This is a genomic window from Shewanella sp. MTB7 (genome assembly GCF_027571385.1).
Lineage (GTDB): Bacteria > Pseudomonadota > Gammaproteobacteria > Enterobacterales > Shewanellaceae > Shewanella.
Genome location: NZ_CP085636.1, coordinates 1,277,120 through 1,296,601, shown reverse-complemented (window position 1 = coordinate 1,296,601; position 19,482 = coordinate 1,277,120). Strand labels below are relative to the sequence as shown.

Annotated in this window: 17 protein-coding genes; 10 read left to right on the top strand and 7 right to left on the bottom strand. The window is 46.4% G+C overall.

Annotation, left to right across the window (positions count from 1 at the left end):
* Positions 1-74 precede the first annotated feature (74 nt).
* The 10 genes from HWQ47_RS05305 (at position 75) to HWQ47_RS05260 (ending at position 9,533) form a co-directional block, all read left to right on the top strand.
* Positions 75-608 (top strand): Na+/H+ antiporter subunit E, encoded by a 534-nt coding sequence (locus HWQ47_RS05305; RefSeq protein WP_269970141.1) that lies wholly within the window; start codon positions 75-77, stop codon positions 606-608.
* Positions 602-898 (top strand): monovalent cation/H+ antiporter complex subunit F, encoded by a 297-nt coding sequence (locus HWQ47_RS05300; protein WP_269970140.1) that lies wholly within the window; start codon positions 602-604, stop codon positions 896-898. The genes HWQ47_RS05305 and HWQ47_RS05300 overlap by 7 nt, the downstream gene beginning before the upstream one ends.
* Entirely contained in the window at positions 895-1,236 is a 342-nt protein-coding gene (mnhG, locus tag HWQ47_RS05295) for a monovalent cation/H(+) antiporter subunit G (protein WP_269970139.1), read from the top strand. Before HWQ47_RS05300 ends, mnhG begins: the two co-directional genes overlap by 4 nt.
* 8 nt (positions 1,237-1,244) lie before the next feature.
* Positions 1,245-2,285: a Na(+)/H(+) antiporter subunit B gene (locus HWQ47_RS05290; RefSeq protein ID WP_269970138.1), complete on the top strand. Its 1,041-nt coding sequence runs from the start codon at positions 1,245-1,247 to the stop codon at positions 2,283-2,285.
* Positions 2,266-2,634, top strand: coding sequence for a cation:proton antiporter subunit C (locus HWQ47_RS05285; RefSeq protein WP_269970137.1), 369 nt, complete (start codon positions 2,266-2,268; stop codon positions 2,632-2,634). The genes HWQ47_RS05290 and HWQ47_RS05285 overlap by 20 nt, the downstream gene beginning before the upstream one ends.
* Positions 2,628-4,106: a monovalent cation/H+ antiporter subunit D family protein gene (locus HWQ47_RS05280; protein ID WP_269970136.1), complete on the top strand. Its 1,479-nt coding sequence runs from the start codon at positions 2,628-2,630 to the stop codon at positions 4,104-4,106. Before HWQ47_RS05285 ends, HWQ47_RS05280 begins: the two co-directional genes overlap by 7 nt.
* On the top strand, positions 4,103-5,593 hold the full coding sequence (locus tag HWQ47_RS05275; protein WP_269970135.1) for a monovalent cation/H+ antiporter subunit D family protein: 1,491 nt from the start codon (positions 4,103-4,105) through the stop codon (positions 5,591-5,593). The genes HWQ47_RS05280 and HWQ47_RS05275 overlap by 4 nt, the downstream gene beginning before the upstream one ends.
* Entirely contained in the window at positions 5,583-6,005 is a 423-nt protein-coding gene (locus tag HWQ47_RS05270) for a hypothetical protein (protein ID WP_269970134.1), read from the top strand. Before HWQ47_RS05275 ends, HWQ47_RS05270 begins: the two co-directional genes overlap by 11 nt.
* Positions 5,992-7,692, top strand: a complete 1,701-nt coding sequence (locus tag HWQ47_RS05265; protein WP_269970133.1) for a Na(+)/H(+) antiporter subunit D — start codon at positions 5,992-5,994, stop codon at positions 7,690-7,692. The genes HWQ47_RS05270 and HWQ47_RS05265 overlap by 14 nt, the downstream gene beginning before the upstream one ends.
* A 386-nt stretch (positions 7,693-8,078) precedes the next feature.
* The gene (locus HWQ47_RS05260) at positions 8,079-9,533 is read left to right on the top strand and encodes a methyl-accepting chemotaxis protein (RefSeq protein WP_269970132.1); all 1,455 of its coding nucleotides are present in this window, start codon (positions 8,079-8,081) and stop codon (positions 9,531-9,533) included.
* Positions 9,534-9,731: 198 nt separating this feature from the next.
* On the opposite strand, the gene HWQ47_RS05255 is transcribed toward HWQ47_RS05260, so the two are convergent.
* From HWQ47_RS05255 to HWQ47_RS05225, 7 genes are all read right to left on the bottom strand, one after another.
* Positions 9,732-10,124: a DoxX family protein gene (locus HWQ47_RS05255; RefSeq protein ID WP_269970131.1), complete on the bottom strand. Its 393-nt coding sequence runs from the start codon at positions 10,122-10,124 to the stop codon at positions 9,732-9,734.
* Between the two features lie 142 nt (positions 10,125-10,266).
* Positions 10,267-10,683: a hypothetical protein gene (locus HWQ47_RS05250; protein WP_269970130.1), complete on the bottom strand. Its 417-nt coding sequence runs from the start codon at positions 10,681-10,683 to the stop codon at positions 10,267-10,269.
* 300 nt (positions 10,684-10,983) lie between these two features.
* Positions 10,984-11,871 carry a DnaJ C-terminal domain-containing protein gene (locus HWQ47_RS05245; protein ID WP_269970129.1) on the bottom strand — a complete coding sequence of 296 codons (888 nt, stop codon included), beginning with the start codon at positions 11,869-11,871 and terminating at the stop codon, positions 10,984-10,986.
* 934 nt (positions 11,872-12,805) lie between these two features.
* Positions 12,806-15,706, bottom strand: coding sequence for an aminomethyl-transferring glycine dehydrogenase (gcvP, locus tag HWQ47_RS05240; protein WP_269970128.1), 2,901 nt, complete (start codon positions 15,704-15,706; stop codon positions 12,806-12,808).
* A gap of 522 nt (positions 15,707-16,228) precedes the next feature.
* Complete coding sequence (gcvH, locus tag HWQ47_RS05235) at positions 16,229-16,618, bottom strand: glycine cleavage system protein GcvH (RefSeq protein WP_269970127.1); 390 nt, start codon at positions 16,616-16,618, stop codon at positions 16,229-16,231.
* Between the two features lie 224 nt (positions 16,619-16,842).
* Positions 16,843-17,937, bottom strand: coding sequence for a glycine cleavage system aminomethyltransferase GcvT (gcvT, locus tag HWQ47_RS05230; protein ID WP_269970126.1), 1,095 nt, complete (start codon positions 17,935-17,937; stop codon positions 16,843-16,845).
* A 318-nt stretch (positions 17,938-18,255) separates the two neighbouring features.
* Entirely contained in the window at positions 18,256-19,470 is a 1,215-nt protein-coding gene (locus tag HWQ47_RS05225) for an FAD-dependent oxidoreductase (protein ID WP_269970125.1), read from the bottom strand.
* Between the last annotated feature and the right edge of the window lie 12 nt (positions 19,471-19,482).

Sequence of the window (19,482 nt, the reverse complement as noted above, 5' to 3'; positions counted from 1 at the left end):
TGATATGTAATAGCAAAACTATGTATTTCCCCTTAGCCAACCCAATGAACTTATTGGTAACGGTAAAAGTAACCATGAATAACAGCAAAATTTTAGACAAAATGACACTAGATGAAACAGCTAGGTCTTTGCCGAGTCACACACTCAGCCTTTGCTTGAGCCTGTCTCTCTTTTGGTGGATTAACTCAAACTACAGCAACGCACTGTTGCTGTCATTGGGGGCCGCTTCTATCCTGCTGGTGCTCTTTATTGCGCACAGGATGGATGTGATCGACCATGAGTCTCAGCCAGTTCACCTTTCACTGAAAATGCCTGGCTACGTGTTATGGCTAACCAAAGAGATCATTGTGTCTAATATCTCTGTGGTCAAACATATCTGGCTTGGCAATAGCAGCATCTCCCCCACGCTTGTCACGATAGATACCAGTCAACGCACAGATCTCGGCAAGGTTATCTACGCCAACTCCATCACCTTGACGCCGGGTACGGTGACAGTCGACATAGTCGGCGATCGCATGACTATCCACTCACTGCTCAAAGAAAATATCGATACCCTAAAAGCTGGCGAGATGGATCGCCGAGTCACTGAATTGGAAAACAGATGTTAACTGCAGCCACTATCGCAATTCTTGTTGTCATGCTCCTCGCGATCATTCGCTGTATCGTGGGGCCAACGCTATACGATCGAATCCTCGCATTTAATATGTTTGGCACTAAAACAGTTTTGTTGATCTCGATACTGGGCTTTTTAATGGGACGACCCGAATTCCTGGATATCGCCCTGGTATACGCCCTGATCAACTTTATCAGTGTTATCGGCGTACTGCGCTTTTCTGACTCTGCTGAGTTCAAGCACCAAGTTAATGAGCAAACGTCGACCAAGGAGAGTAAACAATGAATCTCTTACTCGAGATCGCCAGTGGCTTATGTTTGCTGCTCGGCTGCTTTTTATGTCTATCTGGCGGTGTTGGTATCTTGCGCTTCCCAGATTTCTTTACCCGCATGCACGCGGTAGGCGTCACCGACACCTTAGGTGCGGGGATGATACTCGTTGGCCTGATGCTACAAGCCCCTGAAGGGCTAGTACTGCTTAAGTTAATGATGATTCTACTATTCACTCTATTTATCAACCCTACAGCAAGCCATGCACTGGCTAAGGCTGCACTGCGTAATAACTTGCACCCTGTACTTGATGAGTCAACAAACAAGGGAGGGGACAAGCCATCGAAACTTTAGTTAATGTCGTGCTATTAAGCTTTCTCGTCGTTATTGCTATCGCCATTGTTCGAACAAAAGATCTGCTGGCCGTAGTGATGTTGACCGGGATCTATGGCCTACTCTCCGCGAGCTTTTTCGTGGTACTCGATGCAGTAGACGTGGCCTTTACTGAAGCCTCTGTAGGTGCGGGGATATCAGGCTTACTCATGCTGGCAGCCATCACTATGACTGGGCGCACCGAAGCGCCTAAGCGTCATAAGCCTCTGTTGGCTCTGCTGGTGGTATTTATCACAGGTGGAATGCTGATCTACGGCACCTTAGATATGCCCTACTTTGGCAGTTTCGACGCTCCAGTTCATCAACATGTCGCCCCTCGCTATATTAATGATTCTATGCAGGAGGTTGGTGTACCTAATATTGTCACCTCGGTGCTGGCTAGCTACCGTGCTTTTGACACATTAGGTGAGGTTGCCGTTATCTTTACTGCTGGTATTGGTGTGCTGTCACTGCTATCGCTACCTTTACGCCGCAGGTCATCTTCCTCAAATGAGAGCATCGAAAAGAGCAGCAAAGATCAGATGCATGAGCAGCATATGGTGCTGCGGATCGTTAGCAAAATATTGATCCCCTTTATTCTGTTATTTGCACTCTATGTGCAGTTCCACGGCGACTTTGGCCCTGGTGGTGGTTTTCAGGCGGGGGTGATTTTTGCTGCTGCGATAATCCTCTATGCCATGTTATTTGGGCTAGACACCGCAAGGCGTGTCTTTAATCAATCGATAATCCAACTGATCGCAGCTATCGGCTTGTTGCTCTATGCCTGTGTAGGTGTGGTCTCGCTATTTAATGGCGGTAACTTCTTAGATTACAACGTACTAGCTGATGACCTAATTGCAGGCCAGCACTTAGGTATTCTGCTAATCGAGCTTGGAGTGGGCTGCACTGTCGCCGCAGTGATGATCATTATCTTTTTCAACTTTGCAGGCCGCAGAGAAGCACAACAGCACGCTACTGAACTCAACAGCACTGAACAAAAAGGGGAGAGTAATGCTACTAGGACTCTATAACTACTGGATCGTGGTATTGCTGATGATGATCGGTTTTTATATCGTTATCGCCCATGGCAACCTGATCAAAAAATTGGTTGGCTTAACGATTTTTCAGACCTCGGTTTTTATCTTTTACATCAGTATGGGCAATGTCGATAGCGGTAGCGCGCCCATCTTGGCTGAAGGTGTGGCTCGCTATTCTAACCCCCTTCCCCATGTACTGATCCTCACCGCAATTGTGGTTGGTATTGCAACGACGGCTCTCGGTCTCGCACTGGCCGTAAGACTCAAAGAGTCATACGGCTCTATCGAGGAGGATGAGATTCAAATTCAAGATCAGCTCACTGAGGATAAAACATCGTGTTAGCCCATCTGCCTATTTTACACGTTATTGTGCCGCTGATGGCAGCGCCTTTATGCTGGTTCCTAAACCGCTCTAAGCTAGTGTGGCTATTTGCCCTATTGGTTTGCGCTTTGACCTGCCTCAATAGCATATTTCTACTGCAACAGGTGATGAACTCTGGCACCATTATCTATCAACTCGGCGGTTGGGATGCCCCATGGGGGATCGAATATCGCATCGATGAGCTCAACGCTCTTCTACTGTTGATCATCTCTGCTGTCGGTACGGTCGTGCTGTTTGCAGCCCATACCAGTATTCAAAAAGAGCTACCAGCAGATCGCCACACGCTCTTTTATAGCCTGTATCTACTATCAATAACGGGTATGTTTGGCATCGTCTCTACTGGCGATCTGTTCAATGTATTCGTATTTCTGGAGATCTCCTCACTCTCAGCTTACGCCCTAATAGCTTTGGGCAAGGATAGACGTGCCCTTTGGGCCGCTTACCAATATCTGATCATGGGAACCATAGGCGCCACCTTTATTCTTATTGGGATCGGCCTGCTGTACCAGATGACAGGTACGCTGAATATGGATGATCTCGCCAATCGGCTGCCTGAAGTTAACCAAACACGCACCGTATTTGCCGCATTCGCCTTTTTAATCGTCGGCGTCTGCCTAAAACTGGCACTATTCCCACTGCATCTGTGGTTACCTAATGCCTACGCCTATGCCCCCTCAATAGTGACCGCATTCCTCGCAGCTACAGCGACTAAAGTGGCGGTTTACCTACTGATACGCTTCACCTATACGATATTTGGCATCGAGTTCTCCTTCTCCACTCTCCCCCTACAGAGCATGTTTATGGTCCTCGGGCTGGTCGGAATATTCGCAGCCTCAACGGCGGCGATATATAAAACCGATGTCAAACATATCTTCGCCTACTCGAGCATCGCTCAGGTTGGCTACATGATTATTGGCTATGCCATCCACACCAGTACTGGGCTTATGGCCACCCTGCTGCACCTGTTTAACCACGCCTTAATGAAAAGCGCCCTGTTTTTGGCCTTGGGAGCGGTGATGTACCGCATCGGCAGTGTACAACTTAGCCAGTTCCAAGGATTAGGGCGACAGATGCCCCTCACCATGGCAGCTATCGTTGTAGGTGGCTTGAGTTTGATTGGCGTGCCTTTAACTGTCGGGTTTGTCAGCAAGTGGTACCTGCTTGTTGCCGCCGTTGAGGTGGGGATGTGGCCAGTAGCGGTGCTGGTGCTACTGGGTTCACTGTTGGCAGTGCTTTACATCTGGCGGATCGTTGAGATTGCCTATTTTAAGCCCCCTCTACCGGGTCGTGAAACCGTACAGGAAGCACCTTGGACCTTCCTCGCCCCTATTTGGGTATTGGTACTGGCCAATATCTATTTTGGCATCGATACCCGCCTTAGTGTGCAGGTGGCACAGGCGGCTTCTCAAAGCTTGTTTGGAATTAACCCATGAATCACTCTTTGGAGCTGTTGCTACAGCTAACCATTATCTTGCCTCTACTTGCCACTTTGGCGATCTTGGCAACGGGAGAACATCCCAACCTTCGTGAGGCTATCACTATAAGTTTCAGTCTTGCGGTTCTCTTTTGTGTGATAAATCTATATCAAGGCCTGAGCGCAGGCGCATCTATCGAGGTGTTTTGGTGGCAACTGCTGCCAGGCCTAGAGGTCAGCTTTGTTGTTGAGCCATTAGGGATGCTATTCGCCCTCATTGCCAGCTTTCTCTGGCTCATCACCACCCTTTACGCCATCGGCTATATGCGTGGCCACAGGGAGGATAACCAAACTCGCTTCTATCTCTGCTTCGCATTAGCCATAAGCGCGGTAATGGGGTTGGCCTTTTCGGCCAACCTATTCACCCTGTTTATCTTCTATGAAGTATTAACCCTGTCCACTTATCCTTTAGTGACCCACGCAGGTACTGAAAAAGCTAAACAAGGGGGACGAGTTTATTTAGGTATCTTGCTCGGCACCTCTATCGCCTTTTTCCTACTGGCGATTATCTTAACCTGGTTTGTGGCCGGCACTCTGGACTTCACCCCTGGCGGTGTATTTGGCGACAGTGTCGATACTAGCTTGGCGGGCGCAATACTGGTTCTATTTGTATTTGGTATCGGTAAAGCGGCGATCATGCCGTTCCATCGCTGGCTACCCGCCGCGATGGTCGCGCCAACACCAGTGAGCGCCCTGCTACATGCCGTTGCTGTTGTTAAGGCGGGGGTATTTACCATATTAAAGGTCTGTGTGTTTATCTTTGGTATCGAGTTACTGCCCACTCTGCCGACAACCGAGTTCCTGCTCTACTTAGCGGGCGCATCAGTGCTACTTGCCTCGATAGTTGCGATGCGTCAAGACAACCTGAAAGCGCGGCTTGCTTACTCTACGATAAGCCAGCTGGGCTATATCACCATAGGCGCACTGCTAGCCACCTCATCAGGGGTTATCGGTAGCTCGATGCACATCGCTACCCATGCTTTTGGCAAGATCACTCTGTTCTTCTGTGCTGGGGCAATTTTGGTGGCAACCCATAAATCTAAAGTCAGTGAGATGCGCGGTCTGGGCTTTACGATGCCAGTCACCATGGCAGCCTTTTTTATCGCCAGCCTGAGTATTATTGGCGTGCCTCCCGCAGGCGGTACTTGGAGTAAGTGGTTCCTGTTGATGGGCACTATGGAGACAGGTTACTGGGTAATTATGATGGTGCTGATGGTGAGCTCACTGCTCAATATCGCCTACCTACTGCCTATCCCCTACCATGCATTTTTCCCAGGCAAGGGACACCCTGCAGAAAAGGCTGGGGTCAAGGAGGCACCACTAATCTCATTAGTCGCGATAGCTGTCACCACCTTAGGTTGCCTTATCTTGTTCATCTATCCACAGCCCCTCTATGAGTTGGCCAAAACCATCTTAACGGTACCTGGAGTCAGCCATGGACATTAACAAGAGCAGTAACAAGAAAGATAACAAGCAGTACTTCTTTGATAACCCCAAAAATATCAAATGGGTTATGAATATTTTCTATGCCTGTTGTGTTCTCGTCGTGGTGCTTGATTTTGTTATCAATCGCCATGTCTATCATAGTTGGGAAAACTTTCCCCTATTTTACCCCATCTATGGCTTTGTCGGCTGTGTCATCTTGGTACTGATAGCACGCTGGATGCGAACTTTTCTTATGCGCCCAGAAGACTATTACGATAAGCAGTATGACGACTATCGTGACAGTAATGATGATATTCCTAGTAACAATAATAGTGAAAACGTTTTAGAAAATGCTGCAGATGAAAACACCCACAAGGGTAGAACCGTTCAGGCAAAAAATAACAATATAGGTGATCACGATGTGGATGCTTGAGATACCGCCCTTTACCCTGTTCTTTATAGGTGGGCTTATTGCAGCAATGACCCGGGGCAAACTACGTGGTGCGATAATGGTGGCCATTCCTGTCATTAGCGCAATGCACCTGTGGACTGTGCCTGAGGGCATTCATCTGCAGCTGACATTTTTAGATTATGAATTGGTGCCATATCGCGCAGACAAACTGAGCTTGATGTTTGGCTATGTATTTCATATAGCCGCATTCATCTGCATTATCTACTCGCTTCATGTTAAAGATACCGTACAGCAAGTTGCAGCCATGCTCTATGCAGGTAGTGCGCTGGGCGCAGTATTTGCTGGCGATCTGCTGACACTCTTTATATTCTGGGAGTTACTGGCCTTTACCTCGGTATTTTTGATCTGGGCGCGCAGAACCTCCCGCGCTTATCATGCCGGTATGCGCTACCTGATCATTCAAGTGCTTTCAGGCGTCATCTTGCTTGTCGGCACGCTATTTCATGCAGCTGAAACAGGCTCACTGGCCTTTGGCTATATTGGCCTAGATAGTATTGCTAGCTGGCTAATATTGATCGCCTTCGGCATTAAATGTGCGTTTCCCTTTGCCCATAATTGGCTCACCGATGCCTACCCAGAAGCGACCCCTACAGGTACTGTTCTCCTCAGTGCATTTACCACTAAAGTGGCTGTTTATGCACTAGCGCGCGCCTACCCAGGCACTGAGCTGCTAGTGTACATTGGCGCGGCCATGACCTGCTTCCCAATCTTCTTTGCAGTAATTGAAAATGATCTCCGCAGAGTACTGGCCTACAGCCTAATAAACCAAGTGGGCTTTATGGTGGTCGGGATCGGGATTGGTACTGCACTGGCCATAAACGGCGCGATTGCACATGCCTTCAACGATGTTATCTTTAAAGGCTTACTGTTTATGAGTATGGGCGCCGTGCTGCATATGACCGGCAGGATAAACGGCTCAGATCTGGGCGGCCTGTATAAAACCATGCCCAAGACCACAGTGTTATGTATTATCGGCGCTGCCTCAATTTCAGCCTTCCCACTATTTAGCGGCTTTGTCAGTAAATCTATGGTGATGTCAGCAGCCCTTGAAAACGGTTATGACTGGATCTGGTTGATGTTACTGTTCGCCTCTGCGGGCGTATTCCACCATGCTGGAATTAAGATCCCCTACTTTGCCTTCTTCGCCCACGACTCAGGCCTTAGAGCCAGCGATCCACCGCGCAATATGTTGTTCGCGATGTTTATCGCTGCGAGCTTGTGTGTTGCCATCGGTATCTATCCGCAAGCGCTATACTCGCTGCTGCCATACGATACGGGTTACAACCCATATGATGCGACCCACGTGTTAGCCCAAACTCAGTTACTGCTGTTCTCAGCCTTAGCGTTCGTTTGGTTAAATATCAGAGGGATGTATCCGCCAGAGCTGCGCTCGACCAACTTGGATGTGGATTGGATCTATAGGCGCGCCATTCCCAATGTGCTGCAGAAATTGTTTGCGGTCATATGGAAGGCAGACGGGGCGCTGCGCCAAGCGGTTCGTGGCAGATTAAACCAATGCCAGTCCTATATTGCCAGCAAGCATAAAGGCTTAGGAGGCTTACTCTCAGGCTCATACCCTTCTGGCAATATGGTGCTGTGGGTAGCAGTGCTGCTGGCATCCTATCTATTTATCGGTTTTGTTGGTTAAATACGCTCATCTACTCAGGTAGCGATAACGTTTAGCTACCTGAGCCGCTATCTATTTGGTTATTCGCTTAGTTAGCCATTTAGTTGTCCATTTAACTTACGCCAGTGAATTCAAGCGACTTGCATAGAGGTGTGCAAGTTGCTTTTTTATATTGACTAAAAATTCCTATTTTCTAACAAAATACAACAGTTCATATAATAAAAAGTGTGACCGATCAGTCATTTGCCACTGATAAGTAGACTACGGCTATTGCATTTTAATTCCACACACTTCACTTTGATAACTAGCTAGTTTTTAATCACTGTTGCTCATATGAGCAACAGTTAAGTGACCATCAGTTATTTAAAAACAACATAACTCATATAACAATACAGGGTTTAATTACTATGGATGATGAAGTAAAAATTGGTTTAAGAGATCGCATTCTAATGAACGTCCCCCTTAAACAGAAGATGTTACTGCCTTTTTATGGCACTCTTATCGCGTTAACCATGCTTCTCTACTCCGTGTGGATCACTGGCCATCAGCATCAACAACTTAGCCTTGAGACTAACTTAACGCAAGCAGTACAACTGCTACAGGTTTTAGACAGTAAAGCTAAGCTTGAGTTAGTGGATCTACAACCTGTACTCGACTCACAATCCTCAGATGTTAGTAGCTATCAGGTAAACCAAGGCCAAAGATCAGCAAGTGCAGGCAGTGTCAGCCAGTATATTCCAGCTCTAGATATAACCGTGACCGCTAGCCCTACTGAATCAGCCAGCTTAATATTTCAAAGCTTACTAGAAAATTTAGCCATCATTTCGTTAATCTCCTCCATGGTTATCTTCTTTCTGGCCAGTAGTGTGAGTGCTAATCTGCTGCCGCTTATCGGCTATATCATTGATGTAATGAAGATTATTGCCTCTGGCCGACTAGATAGAAAAGTAGGCTTCTCTGGTGAAGATGAGTTCGGTCAACTCGGTGGCGCCATCGATGACACTATCGGCAATATCCATAACTTAATTGAAGTTATCTCTAAATCAGTTGTCGCACTCGACCAGTCGACCCATAGCATTGAGGAACAGTCAGAGACAGCACTAAGTTCAGTTAAGGAGCAACATAAACAGATAGATACAGTTGCAGCAGCCATCGAGCAGTTAACCAGCACGATTCATGAGCTATCCCAAAACTCTAGCAATGCCGATGAGTTAACATCTGAGTCTCAGGCCCATGCAGATCAAGCAAAAGTGAAGATAGATCGCACTATTAACTCAATCAATGCACTGTCTGAAAGTGTCCATAGTGCCTCAGGTGCGGTTAAGAATTTAGCCACAAACTCAGAAAAAATTGGCTCTGTGATATCTGTTATTCAAGGGATCTCTGAGCAAACTAATCTACTGGCACTTAATGCCGCTATTGAAGCGGCACGGGCCGGTGAGCAGGGCCGAGGCTTTGCAGTTGTTGCCGATGAAGTAAGAGAACTTGCTCAGCGAACACAAAATGCTACCGTAGAAATTCAGGGGATGATTGAGGAGCTTCAATCCGGCTCTAGCAAACTATCTAAATATATGGATACCAGTGTTGAGTATGCAGAGGAAGCTGTACAGCAGGTTGATGGCTTTGCCGGATCGATAGAGGAGATAGCCGGTAATGTCACTGAATTAACCCATCAAATTCAGTTGATATCAAATGCCCTAAAAGAGCAAAGCGAAGCCACGAGTGCCATCAATGATAGTGTCTGCTCAATCCGCGATATCTCAACCGACAGCATCAAGATGATTCAAGCCACTCTAACTGGCAACGAACAGCTGACCACCACAGCCATCGAACTCACCACCGCATTAGAGCGCTATAACTAGAGAAAGAATCTGCAAGTTGTAAGCAGTAAGCAGTAAGCAAAATAAGCCAAGGATGGCTTAGGCGTTCCTATTTATGTAGATACCAAGCTCATCAGCCACATATAAGACGCCACCAACAAAGGCATGGCTATTGGAAATGAGAAAGAGGAAGACCAAAAGAGTGACCAAAACCTAATCTCACTCTGACCCAGTTTATTATTAAGCAGGCTTGTTGTTAGCTCGATTATCTAACGAGTAAGCACCAGCACCATGAACAAATAGTGTTAAAAAGCCACCTGCAATAGCGATGTTTTTCATAAAATTAGTCATTTCAGCTTGGTTACTGAAATCGGCATGAAATAATATCGCTGACATAACACTAAATCCGGCCAGCGCTAGAGCGGCGTATCGCGTTTTCCAACCTAAAATAATGGCTAACCCACCAAACACTTCGGTAATTATCACTAAAGGTAATAAGAAACCTGAGACGATCATATTCTCCATGTAACCCAGTGTGTTTGCATATTGCGATATTTTAGTCAGCCCCGACATAAAAAAATGATAGCTAAAAGCATCGCTGGGATGACGACACCAAATCCCCTCCTTCACCATCCATGGCGATCACGGATAAATATATCCATATACAACCCCCCTCCTTCACCATCCATGGCGATCACGGATAAATATATCCATATACAAACCCCCTCCTCCACCATCCATGGCGATCACGGATAAGTGGGATCTACGTGACCTTCTAAGACAAAGGCAATAAGTCATGCGCACTTCCCACCGAGGTGGCCACAGCATTAGTCACAGCTATCAATCTGGCTTTTATCGCCTGTTCAATACCAACACTATCCTGAAGCAAATCATCAACCGCAATAAAAGCAATCGTCGTCAGGCGGCTGCTTTCATAATGATAAGCGTAACCCGACTCTACAACCCAACTCTCAGTACCCTCTGCACTCCCTTCCCTTGCAGCCGTCAGTTGTTTTTCTTCTAAATTCTTAACCAGAGTAAAATCAAAAGACAAGATAAAATCTTCATTACAGTACCATTCCGCTTTTAGCGCCTGAAAATTAATCCACATCTCCAGCTGGATCAACAACGGCTTAAGCGAATCTGAAAATTGGCCATCGGCCACTATCGTAATAGGAAATCCTTGATTCATATTCGTCTTCGCCTTTGTTTTTGTCGTAAATAGTCAATCGAGAGTCGTGATTCATGGGACATTCTAATGATAACGTTAGAGTTTGCGATCTAACAAGCACAGATGCAACTACAACTGTGATATCAAACAATTACAAACAAACATGACTGAGCTAAACAAAAAGAGAAGCGATTCACCACAGAGTACACGGAGGGCTATGGAGAGGAGCGAAAGGCACTATTCAAACATCATATAGATACCCAGCTCATGCCCCAAATACGCAACACCACTAACAAAGGTACGGCTATCGGAAATGATAAATTAAAGAAGTGTATTTACTTCCGTTAACTCTTTGAATTGTTCTAGCAATGAACGCTGCTGTTCCGTTAGATCCTGCGGAATTTCCACTTTAATTTTCACAAACAAATCACCAGTCCCTCCCTTACGACCCGTAACACCTTTGCCCTTTATCTTGAACTTACGTCCTGGTTGAGTCCCTGAAGGCACTTTAAGCTTAAAACGCTTATCCAATACGTTAACGTCAATCTCTCCACCCAGTGCCGCCATCACCATATCGACGCTAGTAGTATAAATTAGATCGTTGTTTTCACGTTCAAGAAACGCATGTGCGCGGGTTGCAATGATCAGCAATAGATCACCAGGGGCTCCACCATACACTCCTGCACTACCTTTGCCAGTGAAACGTATTTTTTCACCGTCTTTAATACCTGCTGGGATCTTAACCTTTATCTTTTTAGTTTCACCATTAACTGGTAGTTCAACTATTTTCTCAACACCTTGCACTGCATCAACAAAATCTACAGTGAACACAAACTCTTTATCTAACCCTTTTTGAGCTCGACTTTGTCCGCCTCTTGATTGAGAGAACATATCTTCAAAATCAAAACCACCAAAGCCTTGACCACCAAAGCCTTGACCACCAAATCCACGTTCACGCTGATTAAATCCGCCTTGGCCATTGTTTTCAAGCCCTGCATGACCAAACTGATCATATTTATGGCGCTTTTCAGCATCAGTCAGTATTTCATACGCTTCTTTAACATCTTTAAATTTTGTTTCTGACACTGCATCACCAGGATTTTTATCCGGATGGTATTTCATCGCCATCTTTTTATAGGCTTTTTTAATCTCTTGATTTGAGGAGGCCTTTGAAACACCTAGCACGCTGTAATAATCTTGTTTAGACATACTAAACCCTCATAATATATATCGAAAAAAAAGGCCATGAATTTATCTATGCCCTAAAAATTAACAAGCTTATGTATCTATGAGCATAAGTAACTCATAGTCCAACCTTGTTTAGTCGCGCCATTATAATGCAAAAAGCCATTGTCACCCATCAATCATCAGTTGCAAAATTAGAGAAAGACAGAACTGTCAGATAAAAGCGATTTACCACGGAGAACACAGAGGGCCACGGAGAGGAGCAAAAACCGGAGAAGATATAAAACCGCCAGAGCAAAAAGCAGGCTAAAGCCATTGAGTTAGTATTTCTCTCCGATTATCAACAGAAGTCAGTACAACCCCTTATATTTCAACAAACTAGCTCAACACACATTGAATCCCATACATTTAGTAGGTTATTGTGTGTGCAGTTAGGGAATGCAGGCAACTCGAAGCTCTTAAGAAAGAGTTAGAGCAGCCATTCAGGGATGAAGACAAGCTATTGACCCATGTCACATCATAGATAGTTGGTCAGAGTAAGGTTTACATCCACCCACAAAAAAGCGAACCCATCGGTTCGCTTTCAAAAGCTAGATTCCGGCCCAAAAGCCCTAACGGAATGACGATACAGCCATAATTGCGTTGTTGGCGATGATAAGACAATGAAGTTTGACGTTTTCGCCACGGAGTTGACTCCAATCAAACTCTTTATTTCGAGACCTACGAAAACAGACCTGAGCCTTATTCTCACCTAATAAAAAACGCACCACTACGGGTGCGTTCTAATCACTTCGCGGCTAAAGCCGCTTCTACATCAAATTAAGCTGACTATTCCATAATTGCGTTGCTGGCGACGCTAACGCAAGGCGAACCGAAGGCTCTAGCCCGGAGTTGACTGTTGTCAATGAGGACTGGAGCCGAGGTTCAACGCCGCAGTAGCGAGACTAAGCAGCAATTATTATTCGTAGTCAGAGATTGGGACACAAGCACAGAAAAGATTTCTGTCGCCAAACACATCATCAATTCGATTAACCGTTGGCCAGAACTTGTTTTTCTTAACCGCTGCCGTTGGGAACACGGCAATTTCACGGCTGTATGGACGTGAGTCAAACTCAGGATCCATGATGTCAGCCAGTGTATGCGGGGCATTGTGCAGCGGGTTATTGTCTACTGGCCACTCGCCAGACTCGACGCGGGCGACTTCGCCGCGAATAGAGATCATCGCTTCGATAAAGCGATCCAGTTCAACCTTAGACTCAGATTCCGTTGGCTCAATCATTAAGGTGCCCGCCACTGGGAAGCTCATGGTGGGTGCGTGGAAACCGTAATCATTAAGACGCTTAGCAATATCCATCTCAGTGACGCCTGACGCTTCTTTCAGCGGACGTAGGTCGATAATACATTCGTGGGCCACGCGGTCATTACGGCCAGTGTAAAGCACTGGGTAGTGCTCAGATAGCTTCTTCATCACGTAGTTGGCGTTTAACAGTGCCATCTGTGTTGATTGTCTCAGTCCTTGCTTACCGAGTAACTTGATGTACATCCAAGTAATTGGCAAGATACTGGCGCTGCCATAGGGTGCAGCAGAAACGGCGCCATTATTGTCAGACTCTAGGCCTGCTTTCACAACTACGTGACCAGCAACAAATGGGGCTAGGTGCTTTTTAACACCGATAGGGCCCATACCTGGTCCACCGCCGCCATGTGGAATAGCGAAGGTTTTATGCAGGTTAAGATGCGATACGTCGGCGCCGATAAAGCCAGGAGTGGTAAGACCCACTTGAGCGTTCATGTTGGCACCATCAAGGTAAACCTGACCACCGTGGCTGTGAATCACTTCACAAACCTCAGCAATAGACTCTTCATACACACCGTGAGTCGATGGGTAAGTGACCATGATGCAAGAGAGGTTTTCGGCCACTTCAGCGGCTTTAGCCTTAAGATCTTCCATGTCGATGTTGCCGGCTTTATCACAAGCCGTCACCACGATCTTCATGCCAGCAAGCTGAGCTGATGCTGGGTTAGTGCCGTGGGCAGACTGTGGAATAAGACAAACATTTCTGTGAGCATCACCACGTGAAATATGATAATTTCTGATAGCAAGTAGGCCTGCATACTCGCCTGAAGCACCAGAGTTGGCTTGCATACACATGGCATCATAACCTGTGATGTCCGCCAACCAAGTCGATAACTCTTCGATAAGCTGAGCATAACCTTGGCTCTGATCTTGTGGGCAGAATGGGTGCAAGCTACCAAACTCAGGCCAGCTAATCGGCATCATCTCAGTGGCCGCGTTGAGCTTCATGGTGCATGAACCCAATGAGATCATTGAATGGTTAAGGGCTAAATCTTTGTTCTCGAGACGTTTGATATAACGCATCATCTCGGTTTCGCTGTGGTAGCGATTGAACGTTGGGTGAGTCAGGATAGCATCTTGACGTAAAAGTTCGCTTGGTATTGAGCTGCTGCCAGCGGCGATCACTTCGCTATCTAGTTGAGCGACATCAAGACCATGGCCTGAGCCTAAAATCACATCGAACAACTGTGCCACATCTTCACGCGTAGTCGTTTCACCTAAGCTGACACCCATCAATTGACTTGAGCCAGTATCGCTATCGACGCGTAGGTTAATACCTGCAGCATCTGAGCGCTTAACCATTTCTGCTACATCTAAGCCTTTAATCGTTAGTGTATCGAACCAAGTGCTGTTGACCAGTTCTACGCCTTTAGCCGTTAGACCAGCCGCAAGAATGTCCGTTAAACGGTGAATACGTTCAGCGATGATCTTAAGCCCTTGTGGGCCATGGAATACGGCGTAGAAAGACGCCATGTTTGCCAGTAATACCTGAGCGGTACAGATGTTAGAGTTGGCTTTTTCGCGGCGAATATGTTGCTCACGAGTCTGCATCGCCATACGTAGGGCACGGTTACCACGAGTATCTTGTGATACGCCGATAATGCGGCCAGGCAACGAGCGTTTATGCTCATCACGGGTGACGAAGAACGCTGCATGTGGGCCACCAAAGCCCATTGGCACGCCAAAACGCTGGGAGTTACCGAACACAACATCGGCGCCCATAGCACCTGGAGACTTAAGCAGTACCAATGACATGATGTCGGCGGCAACAGAAACTACAGCCTTCTTTTCATGCAGCTTGACAAATAGCTCAGTGAAATCGGTGATTTCGCCTAAGCAGTTGGTGTACTGAAATAACGCACCAAAAATTTCGTAATTAACGGCATCTTCAGCAGGACCAACAATTACTTCAAAACCGAAACACTCTGCGCGGGTCTTGACCACGTCAATCGTTTGCGGGAACACGTCATCAGCAACGAAAAAGATATTGGCTTTTTTGGCTTTAGAGACGCGCTTAGCTAGTGCCATCGCCTCGGCAGCAGCAGTGGCTTCGTCGAGCAGTGATGCTGAAGCAAGGTCAAGGCCAGTTAAGTCCATCGACAGCTGTTGAAAGTTAAGAATGGCTTCTAAACGGCCCTGGGCAATCTCTGGCTGGTAAGGCGTGTAGGCCGTGTACCAACCTGGATTTTCCAGTACATTGCGCTGGATAACGCTTGGGACGAATGTACTGTGGTACCCCATGCCGATATAGCTTTTGTATATCTTGTTCTTATCAGCAATCTTACGGATATAAGCGAGACCTTCGGCTTCACTCATGTGATCGCCAACGGCTAAGTCTCGGTTAAGGAGAATCGACTCAGGGACGATCTGTGCGGTCAAATCTTCTAAAGATTCTGCACCAACATAATTCAACATCTCTTGACGTTGTACGCTATCAGGGCCGATATGGCGACTGAGAAAGAGATCGTGTTGCTCAAGTTGAGTAAGCGTTTCAGTGGTCATGAACCTAATTCCATATTTGCCAGTATCCGCCTGTAGGGGGCTAAGGTACCGGTCTCGTTGTGGTGTAGTTATACCAATCAATACAGATGTATTCGCTTTCTTATACTAATTGGCTTTATACCAATCAGTATAAGCAGTTGATCTACTCAGAGTGTTTTTTGGCAAACTAATTCAAGGCGAATGGATGACATAACGGTTGTTCCCTTATGAGTTCATTCAACGCAGAAGTAGGCAGCCAAAAACACTCCTTACAGGCGAGTTTTAGCGGTTCTGATGCTGTGTTAACGAACTTGACCGTAGAATAACTATGCTCTTCACTCGTTGCCTTGCCTCAGGACCGCTAAACTCTCGCTGAGCGATCAAATCTTTATACTGATTGGTATTATACCTAAGCAACCTCTAGAGATGCAGAGTCGAGCATCTTGAAGTAATTTAGGTATAAATAGTCTTAGGTGATCAGGTTACCCTATAACGAACAAAGCCTCATTTTCGAAGAAACGAGGCTTTGTGTTCAGTCAATAATTACGCTTCGTCAATCACTGATTGATAACCATCAGCATCTAGCAGGTTATCAATTTCAGCTGTGTCAGTTGGCATAACGCGGAAGAACCAACCGTCACCAAATGCATCGCCGTTAACAAGCTCTGGAGAGTCTTCAAGTGCTTCGTTCACTGCAATCACTTCACCTGATATTGGTGCGTAGATGTCTGAAGCGGCTTTCACTGATTCAGCAACGGCACAATCTTCACCAGCACTAACCGAATCGCCAACTTCTGGAAGTTCAATAAATACCATGTCACCCAAAAGCTCTTGAGCGTGATCACTGATACCAATAGTGTATGAACCATCTTCTTCTTTACGGATCCACTCATGAGATGAAGCATATTTTAGTTCAGCAGGAATGTTGCTCATTGTTCTTAGTCCTTATTCGAATATTCTAATTCTGGATGTTTAGCCAATTTATCGATTTTTGTATTTATAGGTACAGACGATAAAGCGCTTAATCATGTCTCTATTATTTGACGAGGTTAGCTGAAATTTGATTTGAGTTATAGGAGATAGCGCGCAGTTGATATGTATCAATGAGCACTATCGACAACGAAATCGAATCAAATAGCGATAAACCCGTTAAATAACTAGAATGCTTGTTTACCGTTACGTACAAATGATGGTGCGATAACTTTAACCGCTACACGCTTCTTACGCATTTCGACTTCAGCGGTCTCACCGATACTTCTTGGCACACGAGCCATGGCAATAGAGTAGCCTAATGTTGGTGAGAATGTACCACTGGTGATGATGCCTTGTTGCTCTGCGCCGTCACTATCGGTGAAGAAGACTGACATACCAGGGCGAATAACGCCCTTGGCTTCCATGATCAGGCCAACCATCTTCTGTGTACCCGCCGCTTTTATTGCAGCGAGTGCTTCACGACCGTTGAAATCACGATCAGCAGGTTCCCATGCGATAGTCCACCCCATGTTAGCCGCGAGTGGATTAACGGTTTCATCCATATCCAGACCGTAAAGATTCATGCCTGCTTCTAACCGTAATGTATCACGTGCGCCGAGTCCACAGGGCTTAACACCGGCTTCGAGTAATGCTTGCCATAGGGCCTGCGCTTCATCTTCTGGGACGATGATCTCATAACCCGTTTCGCCAGTGTAACCGGTTGTCGCGATAAAGAGTGAGCCTGCTTGCACGCCAAAGAAAGGCTTCATGCCTTCCACTGCGGCATTTTGCTCAGGGTTGAATACGGTCGCGGCTTTGGCTTTTGCGTTAGGACCTTGAACAGCAATCATCGCCAGTTCAGGACGCTCTGTGATCACGACGTCGAATCCGTTAACTTGCTCGGCAATCCAAGCTAGATCTTTTTCACGGGTCGCTGAGTTAACCACGATACGGTAATGAGTGTCGGTGAGGTAGTAGGTGATAAGGTCATCAATCACGCCAGCGTTATGATCTAACATACCGCCATAAAGTGCCTTGCCCGGCACCTTAAGTTTAGCCACATCGTTCGCTAATAATTTACGTAGGAAAGCACAAGCATCGGTGCCTGTCACATCGACAACGGTCATATGTGACACGTCGAACATGCCCGCGTCTTGACGAACCGCGTGATGCTCTTCGATTTGAGAACCATAGTTTAGTGGCATATCCCAACCGTGGAAATCTACCATTTTAGCGTCTGATTCTAAGTGCTTGTTAAAGAGTACTGTTTTATTAGCCATTATAATCTCTTCTTTTATGCCCTTTTCGGGTCTTACCTGGCGTAGGGTTACTTAGGCCAGCGCGTTTTTCGCATTCGACATGTTAATCAAATGCGACAAATAAAGATCTATCAAACCCATCAAGGGTCTTAAAATGCGCCGAAATTATACCTTGCATCTCTATTTTGTATACAAAAAAATTTTGTGACTTGAGCCAATTTATCATTACTTTTTCTCATGTGAAACATTCGTTATTTTAGTGTTCAAAAAATGTTTACAGAAAAATCCAAATCAACCTACTGAAAAACCAGACTAATTATCATTAAGCCTGACCTATGCCTATTGCGCTTTACACAGCTTAGGCAGACTATTTTTGTTGCCCATGGCTTGTTGCATGAACAGTGTTTTCACCGGAGCAATATTATCGACCAGATTGAGACCGAGATCACGTAACGCCTTCTTAACCGGGTTGCTACCTTCGAATAACCGCTTAAAACTTTCCATGGCGGCAATCATCTCCAGCGCATCGGCCTTGCGCCAACGCTCTAATGCGCGAAGGTTAGGATAGTCACCAAGATCTTTCCCCTCAAGCTTAAGCTCGCCTAAGGTTTGTATGATGGCGGCAGCGTCAAGCAAGCCTAAGTTGACCCCTTGACCTGCCAACGGATGAATCGTATGCGCTGCATCTCCCGCCAATAGCAGACGATGGCGAGCGAAGTGACGGGCGTAACGCATGCGCAATGGGAACGCTTGTGGTTCACATTCGAGTTTGCACATCCCCATGCGGCCATCAAATGCTGCCGTTAAGGTACGTTCAAATAGTTGTGGGTCACTTTCCAGCAGTTGCTTAGCCTTTGCAGGGGGAACAGACCAGACGATTGAGCAGAGGTTTTGCTCATAAAGGGGCAGAAAAGCTAATGGCCCATCTTTGAGGAATACCTGACGGGCAGTGTCTTTATGTGGGATCTCTGTGCGCACAGTGGCGACAATAGCATGATGGCCATAATCCCAAAACGTCATTGGAATTTTACACTGTTCACGTACCCAAGAGTTGGCACCGTCTGCCCCAATCACTAATGCAGCACTTAAGTTGTCACCATTGTCTAAGGTTAACCAGGCTTCCCGCTCACCGAAGGCTATTTTGGCTAATTTGTGATTCTCGATATGGGTGATCTCATCGAACTCAGCAGCCCGCATCGTCAGGGCATGAGCGATGTTGTCATTTTCAATGATGCAACCAAGATACTGCTCACTGAGACTGTGGGCATCAAAACTGATTTTACCTAAGCTATCCTTGTCCCACACTTCCATCTTTTGGTAAGGACTGAGACGGTCATCATCGAGATAGGACCAAGCGCCAATGTTTTGCAGCAACCGCTGGCTCGCCTTATTGATTGCACTGACCCTAAGTTTAGGCTCACCAGTGACGGCCGGAGTCTCTCCTGCATCGATAACCACAACGCGTATATTTTCCATGGCCAAGCCGATTGCAGTCGTGAGGCCAACCATGCCTCCACCAACAATAGCAACGTCATAGGTTTTAGTGCTCAACATGTGTTTTCCTTT

Bases quoted from the DNA above. Each gene is read 5' to 3' on its own strand.
- HWQ47_RS05270 (WP_269970134.1), top strand. From the start codon at position 5,583: ATGGACATTAACAAGAGCAGTAACAAGAAAGATAACAAGCAGTACTTC.
- HWQ47_RS05305 (WP_269970141.1), top strand. From the start codon at position 75: ATGAATAACAGCAAAATTTTAGACAAAATGACACTAGATGAAACAGCT.
- gcvP (WP_269970128.1), bottom strand. From the start codon at position 15,706: ATGACCACTGAAACGCTTACTCAACTTGAGCAACACGATCTCTTTCTC.
- HWQ47_RS05250 (WP_269970130.1), bottom strand. From the start codon at position 10,683: ATGAATCAAGGATTTCCTATTACGATAGTGGCCGATGGCCAATTTTCA.
- HWQ47_RS05245 (WP_269970129.1), bottom strand. From the start codon at position 11,871: ATGTCTAAACAAGATTATTACAGCGTGCTAGGTGTTTCAAAGGCCTCC.
- HWQ47_RS05275 (WP_269970135.1), top strand. From the start codon at position 4,103: ATGAATCACTCTTTGGAGCTGTTGCTACAGCTAACCATTATCTTGCCT.
- gcvH (WP_269970127.1), bottom strand. From the start codon at position 16,618: ATGAGCAACATTCCTGCTGAACTAAAATATGCTTCATCTCATGAGTGG.
- mnhG (WP_269970139.1), top strand. From the start codon at position 895: ATGAATCTCTTACTCGAGATCGCCAGTGGCTTATGTTTGCTGCTCGGC.
- gcvT (WP_269970126.1), bottom strand. From the start codon at position 17,937: ATGGCTAATAAAACAGTACTCTTTAACAAGCACTTAGAATCAGACGCT.
- HWQ47_RS05300 (WP_269970140.1), top strand. From the start codon at position 602: ATGTTAACTGCAGCCACTATCGCAATTCTTGTTGTCATGCTCCTCGCG.
- HWQ47_RS05265 (WP_269970133.1), top strand. From the start codon at position 5,992: ATGTGGATGCTTGAGATACCGCCCTTTACCCTGTTCTTTATAGGTGGG.
- HWQ47_RS05255 (WP_269970131.1), bottom strand. From the start codon at position 10,124: ATGGTGAAGGAGGGGATTTGGTGTCGTCATCCCAGCGATGCTTTTAGC.
- HWQ47_RS05225 (WP_269970125.1), bottom strand. From the start codon at position 19,470: ATGTTGAGCACTAAAACCTATGACGTTGCTATTGTTGGTGGAGGCATG.
- HWQ47_RS05260 (WP_269970132.1), top strand. From the start codon at position 8,079: ATGGATGATGAAGTAAAAATTGGTTTAAGAGATCGCATTCTAATGAAC.
- HWQ47_RS05285 (WP_269970137.1), top strand. From the start codon at position 2,266: ATGCTACTAGGACTCTATAACTACTGGATCGTGGTATTGCTGATGATG.